Consider the following 7,785-nt stretch of genomic DNA (forward strand, 5'->3'; position numbering starts at 1 on the left):
CGGTACGGCCCAGGGCCGCGCGCCCTGCCGTACCGCCGCCCGCCGCGCGGGCCGCCGTCCGGCCGGCCGCACGGGCCGTGGCGCGCCGCGTGCGGTGTGCCGCAGTGCCCCGCATGGCTGTTCCCCCTCCGACTGATGGGTGATATCTGTCCCGGACCGACGGTACGTCATTCCCCGGGCGGCGCGGCGCGGTAACTTTTTTCCCGTCGGCGCGGGCGCGCGCCGACATCGGAGCGCGTACCGGCACCAGGGCATCACGTCGCGTCACTTCCTGTCCGCTTTCTAGGGAATTCCGCGCGGTATTGTTTACCGCAGGTAATCTCAAGACTGGTGCAGGGGTGATCATTGGGGCAGAATGTCAGGTGTCGCACCGGGCCTGACCGGGCGGGGCGCGAGGCCGCTGGGGAAGGCGCACCTCGAACCGCAAGGAGGCCCAGGTGACCACACGTGGAGTTCTGTACGTGCACTCCGCTCCGCGCGCGCTGTGCCCGCACGTCGAATGGGCCATCGCGGGCGTGCTCGGCGTGCGCGTCACGCTCGACTGGATCAAACAGCCCGCCTCCCCCGGCACCTGGCGGGCGGAGTTCTCCTGGCAGGGAGACGCCGGCACGGCGTCCAAGCTGGCGTCCGCGCTGCGCGGCTGGCACCTGCTGCGCTTCGAGGTGACCGCCGAGCCGTGCGCCACCGCGGAGGGCGAGCGCTACAGCTCCACCCCGGACCTGGGCATCTTCCACGCGGTCACCGGCATCCACGGCGACATCCTGATCCCGGAGGACCGGCTGCGCGCCGCGCTCGCCCGCGCCGCGCGCGGCGAGACCGACCTGGAGGCCGAGGTGGCCAAGCTGCTCGGCAAGCCCTGGGACGACGAGCTGGAGCCCTTCCGGTACGCGGGCGAGGGCGCGCCCGTGCGGTGGCTGCACCAGGTGGTCTGAGCGGGACCGGACCGCTCCGGGCGCGTACGGGCGTACGGGAGCGCACCGCGACGCCCGTGCCCGGCAGGGCCTCGGGCATCCGGCCGGGCGGCTCTTGCGCTGGAGCGGACTCGAAGTCCTAGCCTCGGCCGTATGACTCAGACCACTTCAGTGGCCGTGCTCGGCACCGGCATCATGGGCGCCGCCATGGCCCGCAACCTGGCCAGGGCGGGGCTCGCGGTCCGCGCCTGGAACCGCACCCGGGCCAAGGCCGAACCGCTCGCCGCCGACGGCGTGCGCGTCGCGGACACCCCCGCCGAGGCCGTGGCCGACGCCGACGTCGTCCTCACGATCCTCCACGACGGGCCCGCCGTGCTGGCGGCCCTGGAGCAGGCCGCGCCCGCCCTGCGCCCCGGCGCGGTGTGGGCCCAGGCCACCACCGCGGGCCTGGAAGGGCTCGGCGCGCTGACCGCCTTCGCCGCCGACCACGGCCTGGTCCTGGTGGACGCGCCGGTGCTCGGCACCCGGCAGCCCGCCGAGAACGGACAGCTCGTGGTGCTGGCGGCCGGGCCCGAGACGGCCCGTACGCCCCTGGAGCCGGTGTTCGGCGCGGTCGGCGCCCGCACGCTGTGGGTGGGCGACTCCGCCGCCGAGGGCGCGGCCAGCCGGCTGAAACTGGTGATCAACAGCTGGGCGCTGGCCGTCACCCACGGCGTCGCCGAGGCCGTCGCCCTGGCCCGGGGGCTCGGCGTCGACCCGCGGGGCTTCCTGGACGCCGTGGCCGGGGGCCCGCTGGACATGCCCTACCTGGGTTTCAAGGCCGGACAGCTGCTCGGCGGCGACCTCACGCCCAGCTTCGCCACCCGGACCGCGGAGAAGGACGCCCGGCTGATCGTCGCGGCCGGTGAGCAGGCCGGAGTGCGGCTCGACGTGGCGGCGGCGGGCGCGGAGCGCTTCCGGCGGGCCATCGCGCAGGGGCACGGCGACCAGGACATGGCGGCGTCGTACTTCGCCAGCTTCGACGGCGAGCGCGAGAGCGCCGACGGCCCGCCCGGGGCCTGACCGGGGCCTGACCGGGGGCGGGACCGGGCGCGGGACCGGGGGCGCCGCCCCGGCCCCGCCCGCCCGGGTCAGACCGTGCGGAAGGCCAGCACCACGTTGTGCCCGCCGAACCCGAAGGAGTTGTTCAGCGCGGCGATGGCGCCCTGCGGCAGGGGCCGCGGCGCGTCGCGGACGATGTCCGCCTCGGCCTCCGGGTCCTGCCGCCGGAGGTTGATCGTCGGCGGGGCCACGCGGTGGTAGAGGGCCAGGATGGAGGCCACGGTCTCCACGCCGCCCGCGCCGCCGAGCAGGTGTCCGGTCATGGACTTCGTGGCGGAGACCGCCATGTGGTCCACCTCGTCGCCGAAGACCTTCCGCAGCGCCTTGATCTCCGCCACGTCGCCCTGCGGCGTCGAGGTCGCGTGCGCGTTGACGTGCGCGATCTCGCGCGGGCTCAGGTCCGTGCTCTCCAGCAGGTTGGCCAGCGCGTGCGCGATGCCGTTGCCGGACGGCTCCGGCTGGGTGATGTGGTGGGCGTCGGCGGAGATGCCCTGGCCGACGGCCTGCGCGTACACCCGAGCACCCCGGGCGGCGGCGTGCTCCGCGGCCTCCAGCACGACCACGCCCGCGCCCTCGCCGAGCACGAACCCGTTGCGGTCCGCGTCGAACGGACGGGAGGCGCCCTGCGGGTCGTCGTTGTTCTTCGACATCGCCATCATGTTGCCGAAGGCGGCGATGGGCAGCGGGTGGATGGCCGCCTCGGTGCCGCCCGCGACGACCACGTCGGCGCGGCCGGTGCGGATCATCTCAATGCCGTACCCGATCGCCTCGGCGNGCGGCCGGTGCGGATCATCTCAATGCCGTACCCGATCGCCTCGGCGCCCGACGCGCAGGCGCTGACCGGGGTGTGCACGCCCGCGCGGGCGCCCACCTCCAGGCCCACGTTGGCCGCCGGCCCGTTGGGCATGAGCATGGGCACGGTGTGCGGGGAGACCTTGCGGACGCCCTTCTCGCGCAGCACGTCGTACTGGTCCAGCAGGGTGGTCACGCCGCCGATGCCGGAGGCGATGACCGCGCCGAGCCGGTCGGGGTTGAGCGCACCCGCCGCCGTGTCACCCGACGCCGCCGGGTCGCCGGCCCGGGTGGTGTATCCCGCGTCCCGCCACGCCTCCCGGGCCGCGATCAGCGCGAACTGCGCCGAGCGGTCCAGCTTGCGCGCCTGCGGACGCGGGATGACCGTACCCGGGTCGACCAGCGCCTCGGCTGCGATGCGGACCGGCAGGTCCGCCGCCCACTCGTGTTCGAGCAGGCGTACCCCGGAGCGGCCCGCCAGCAGGGCCTCCCAGGTCGAAGCGCTGTCGCCACCCAGCGGTGTGGTCGCGCCGATTCCGGTGACGACCACGGTGCGATCGGTCGAGTTCACAGGGATTCTTACTCCACGTGTAGGGGGTGTCGGAGGGACCTGCCACCGGGTGGGTGGCGACGAGCGCCTGAGGTCAGCTCTGGTTGGCGAGGATGTAGTCGACGGCGTCGCCCACGGTCTTCAGGCCCTTGACGTCGTCGTCCGGGATCTTGACGTCGAAGCGCTCCTCGGCGGCGACGACGACCTCGACCATCGACAGCGAGTCGACGTCCAGGTCGTCGGTGAAGGACTTGTCGAGCTGGACGTCCTCCGTCGGGATGCCGGCGATCTCGTTGACGATCTCGGCGAGACCTTCGACGATCGATTCCTTGGTGTCGGCCATTGCGGCGCCCTTTCTACGGTCTTTCTGATGGTGGTTGGCGGTCTGGCGGTGCTGGTGCAGCGTCCTGCTGGTGACGGGGCTGCTGTGGTTGCTGGCTTAGGGGAGCGTAACGACCGTCGCCGCGTAGACGAGACCCGCCCCGAAGCCGATGACGAGCGCGGTGTCGCCGCTCTTCGCCTGTCCCGTCGCCAGCAGCCGCTCCATGGCGAGCGGAATGGAGGCGGCCGAGGTGTTGCCGGAGGTCTCGATGTCGCGGGCGACGGTGACATGGTCCGGCAGCTTGAGGGTTTTGACCATCGAGTCGATGATCCGCATGTTGGCCTGGTGCGGGATGAAGACGTCGAGGTCGGCCACGCTGACCCCGGCCTCCGCCAGCGCCGTCTGGGCGACCTTCGCCATCTCGTACACCGCCCAGCGGAAGACCGCCTGGCCCTCCTGGGTGAGCGCGGGGAACGGCAGGTCCTGCCCGCCCTCGCGGTAGGCGTCCCACCCCAGGGTCTGGGTGATGGTCTCCGACTTGTCGCCCTCCGAGCCCCACACGGTCGGGCCGATCGCGGGCTCCTGCGACGGGCCGACGATCACCGCGCCCGCGCCGTCGCCGAACAGGAACGCGGTCTTGCGGTCCGTCAGATCCGTCAGGTCCGACAGCCGCTCCACGCCGATGACCGCCACGTGCGACGCGCTGCCCTCGGCGATCATGCCCTTGGCCAGCGTGACGCCGTAGCCGAAGCCCGCGCAGCCTGCCGAGATGTCGAACGCGGCCGGCTTGCCGGCGCCGAGCCGGTGGGCGATCTCGGTGGCGATGGCCGGAGTCTGCCGGAAGTGCGTGACGGTCGACACGATCACGCCGTCGATCTGCTCGGGCGTGAGGCCGCCGTCGGCCAGCGCCTTGCCGGCCGCCTCGACGGCCATGGTGGCCACCGTCTCGTCAGGCCCGGCCCAGTGCCGGGTGACGATGCCCGAGCGCGACCGGATCCACTCGTCCGAGGAGTCGATGTGCTTGAGGATCTCCTCGTTGGTCACCACGCGCGTGGGGCGGTAGCCGCCGACGCCGAGGATGCGCGCGTACGGCGCGCCCTTGCTGGGCCTGATCTTCGCGGGCATGGGGCGTGAAAGCTCCTTATTCGGCCGGAGAGTCCGCGGCGGGAGGGATGTCGACGGTCAGGCCGGCGGCGGACGGGCCGGCCGTGGCGGCCGCGACCCCGACGGCGGGGGCCGCGACCCCGACGGCGGGGGCGGCGTACTCGGCGACCAGCTCCCGGGCCGCCGCCAGGTCGTCCGGGGTCTTCAGCGCCAGCGTCCGCACCCCTGGCAGAGCGCGCTTGGCGATGCCGGTGAGGGTGCCGCCGGGCGCCGCCTCGATCATGGCGGTGACGCCCAGCTCCTGGAAGGTGTCCAGGCACAGGTCCCAGCGGACCGGGTTGGACACCTGCGCCACCAGGCGCTGGACGATCTCGGCGCCGGTCGCGACGGGCCTGCCGTCGCGGTTGGACAGGTAGGTGACCCGCGGGTCGGCCACCGGCAGACCGGTGGCCAGCGCCTCCAGCGTGGCGACCGCCGGAGCCATGTGCCCGGTGTGGAACGCGCCCGCCACCTTCAGCGGTACGACCCGGCGCACGCCCTCCGGCTTGTCCGCGGCCAGCGCCGCCAGCTGCTCGGCGGTGCCGGCCGCCACGAGCTGGCCCGCGCCGTTGACGTTGGCGGGGGTGAGGCCCAGCCTGGTCAGGTGGGCGACGACGTCGTCCTGCTCGCCGCCGAGGATCGCGGCCATGCCGGTCTCCGCCTGCGCGGCCGCCTCGGCCATGGCCAGGCCGCGCCGGCGCACGAACACCAGGGCCGCCTCGTGGCTGAGCACGCCGGCGACCGCGGCCGCGGTGATCTCGCCCACGCTGTGACCGGCGCACGCGCCGAGCACGCGCGCCGGGTCGGCGGCCGCGGCCGACTCGGGAGAGGCCGGTTCGGGGGAGTCCGGGGAGTTGGACGCGGGCTCGCCGAAGAGCGCCAGCGCGGACACCAAACCCGCCGCCACCAGCAGCGGCTGGGCGACGGCGGTGTCGCGGATGGCCTCTTCGTCGGCCTCGGTGCCGTAGTGGATCAGGTCCAGGCCGGATACGGCCGACCACCACCCGAGCCGGTCCGCGACGCCGGGCAGGTCGAGCCAAGGGGACAGAAAGCCGGGCTTCTGGGCGCCCTGGCCGGGAGCGACGAGTACAAGCACCCTCTCACTCTCTCTTGTGCGCGGCGTCGCCCGCCCGTGAGGACAAGGACGAAGAACGGATGGTGGAATTGTGGGAGCTCTACAAAAGCTCAGGCGTCGGTGTCTCCCTCGCTCAGACGCCCCAAGATCAGTGCAATACGCAGAGTGAACGCCGACCTGACATCGGAAGGCGACCATCCGGTGACATCGGTCACACGTCGAAGCCGGTAGCGCACGGTGTTCGGATGCACGAACAGCATACGGGCCGCGCCTTCCAGGCTGCTCGCCTGCTCCAGGTAGACGCTCAGCGTCTCCAGCAGCGCCGAGCCCGCGTCCCTCAGCGGTCTGTAGATCTCCTCCACCAGCTGGTGGCGCGCGGCCGGGTCGCCCGCCATCGCGCGCTCCGGCAGCAGGTCGTCGGCCAGCACCGGCCGCGGCGCGTCCGGCCAGGCCGCGCACGCCTTCAGCCCCGCCGCCGCCGCCCCGGCCGAACGGGTCGCGGCCAGCAGGTCGGAGACCACCGGGCCGGCCACCACCGGGCCGGGCGCGAACGGCCCGATCAGCGCGCGTGCCGTGCGCAGCGGGTCGTCCGAACCGCCCGCGACCACCACCAGGCGCGACCCGAACACCCCGGTGAGCACCTGGAGCTTGGCGTGCCGGGACGCCCGCCGTATGGCCTCCACGGTCAGCTCGCTGTCGCCGTCCGGAGCCGTGCCCAGCACCACGCACACGTGCTCCGGCGCGTTCCAGCCCAGCGCCGCCGCCCGCGACAGCGCCCCCTCGTCCGCCTCCCCGGACAGCACCGCGTTGACCACCAGCGACTCCAGCCGCGCGTCCCACGCGCCGCGCGCCTCCGCCGCCTGCGCGTACACCTGCGCCGTGGCGAAGGCGATCTCCCGCGCGTACACCAGCAGCGCCTCGCGCAGCGCCCCCTCGTCTCCCGGCGCGGCCACGTCGTCGATCGCCGACTCCATGACCTCGATGGTCGTGCGCACCATCTCGACCGTCTGGCGCAGCGTGATCGCCCGCGTCAGCTCGCGCGGCGCCGTGCCGAACACGTCCGTGCTGATGGCCTGCGGCGCCTCCGGGTGCCGGAACCACTCGGTGAACGCGGCGATGCCCGCCTGCGCGACCAGGCCGATCCACGAGCGGTTCTCCGGGGGCATCGCCCTGTACCACGGCAGCTGCGCGTCCATGAGGGCGATGGCGCTCGCGGCCAGCTTCCCCGAGGACTTCTCCAGGCGGCGCAGGGTGGCACTGTGCGGGTGCGGGATGTTCGCGGCGGGATCAGGCACGAGGACAAGACTGCCTTATCGGGTGAGGGGCGCGGGCAAGGGGATCACACCGGGCACCGGCGCCCGCATGAGACCCGGCCGCTACCGTAGGCCGGATGATGCGGGTGCAGCGCTCCGGCGAGCGGTTCACGGGCGGGGACGGCGCGGGCGTCGTCACGCGCCACGCCTTCTCCTTCGGGCGCTTCTACGACCCGGACAACGTGCGGTTCGGCCCGCTGGTGGCCTGCAACGAGGAACAGCTCGCGCCCGGCGCGGGCTTCGACCCGCACCCGCACCGCGACGTGGAACTCGTCACATGGGTGGTCGAGGGCGAGCTGCTCCACGAGGACTCGGCCGGGCACCGCACCGTGGTGCGCCCCGGCGACCTCCAGCGGCTCAGCGCGGGCTGCGGCGTGCGGCACGCCGAGCGCAACGCCGGGTCCGGGCCGCTGCGGTTCGTTCAGATGTGGCTCACGCCGTACGAGGCGGGCGGCGAGCCGGCGTACGAGGTGCTGCGCGGGGTCGCCGACGGCGCCGCCTGCCCGCTGCCGGCCGCGGGCGGCGTGCTGCACGTGCGGCGGCTGGCCGGCGGGCGGCGGGCGGCGGTGCCGGACGCG

The 7,785-nt window shown here is 73.9% G+C and carries 7 protein-coding genes and 1 pseudogene; 3 read left to right on the forward strand and 5 right to left on the reverse strand.

The features are described 5' to 3' along the window. Positions 1–437: 437 nt before the first annotated feature. Positions 438–932 (forward strand): DUF3145 domain-containing protein, encoded by a 495-nt coding sequence (locus RKE29_RS26020; protein ID WP_312008089.1) that lies wholly within the window; start codon positions 438–440, stop codon positions 930–932. Positions 933–1,031: 99 nt separating this feature from the next. Then, the gene (locus RKE29_RS26025; protein WP_312008095.1) at positions 1,032–1,973 is read left to right on the forward strand and encodes an NAD(P)-dependent oxidoreductase; all 942 of its coding nucleotides are present in this window, start codon (positions 1,032–1,034) and stop codon (positions 1,971–1,973) included. A gap of 68 nt (positions 1,974–2,041) precedes the next feature. Here the strand turns inward: RKE29_RS26025 and RKE29_RS26030 are convergent. The 5 genes and pseudogenes from RKE29_RS26030 to RKE29_RS26050 all read right to left on the reverse strand — a co-directional run bounded on the left by RKE29_RS26030 (position 2,042) and on the right by RKE29_RS26050 (position 7,189). Beyond that, positions 2,042–3,375: pseudogene (locus tag RKE29_RS26030) on the reverse strand (beta-ketoacyl synthase). Positions 3,376–3,448: 73 nt separating this feature from the next. Then, complete coding sequence (locus RKE29_RS26035) at positions 3,449–3,697, reverse strand: acyl carrier protein (protein WP_312008090.1); 249 nt, start codon at positions 3,695–3,697, stop codon at positions 3,449–3,451. A 96-nt stretch (positions 3,698–3,793) separates the two neighbouring features. Then, positions 3,794–4,801, reverse strand: a complete 1,008-nt coding sequence (locus tag RKE29_RS26040; RefSeq protein ID WP_312008091.1) for a ketoacyl-ACP synthase III — start codon at positions 4,799–4,801, stop codon at positions 3,794–3,796. 16 nt (positions 4,802–4,817) lie between these two features. Continuing rightward, positions 4,818–5,915, reverse strand: coding sequence for an ACP S-malonyltransferase (locus RKE29_RS26045; RefSeq protein WP_312008092.1), 1,098 nt, complete (start codon positions 5,913–5,915; stop codon positions 4,818–4,820). Between the two features lie 89 nt (positions 5,916–6,004). Then, a complete protein-coding gene (locus RKE29_RS26050; RefSeq protein ID WP_312008093.1) occupies positions 6,005–7,189 on the reverse strand; it encodes a helix-turn-helix domain-containing protein in 1,185 nt (394 codons plus the stop codon). Positions 7,190–7,284: 95 nt separating this feature from the next. Here RKE29_RS26050 and RKE29_RS26055 point away from each other — a divergent pair. Further along, positions 7,285–7,785: pirin family protein (locus RKE29_RS26055; RefSeq protein WP_312008094.1), on the forward strand; the 501-nt coding region annotated here is incomplete at its 3' end.

This window comes from Streptomyces sp. B1866 (assembly GCF_031932565.1).
Classification (GTDB): Bacteria; Actinomycetota; Actinomycetes; order Streptomycetales; family Streptomycetaceae; genus Streptomyces.

Bases quoted from the DNA above. Each gene is read 5' to 3' on its own strand.
- RKE29_RS26035 (WP_312008090.1), bottom strand. From the start codon at position 3,697: ATGGCCGACACCAAGGAATCGATCGTCGAAGGTCTCGCCGAGATCGTC.
- RKE29_RS26040 (WP_312008091.1), bottom strand. From the start codon at position 4,801: ATGCCCGCGAAGATCAGGCCCAGCAAGGGCGCGCCGTACGCGCGCATC.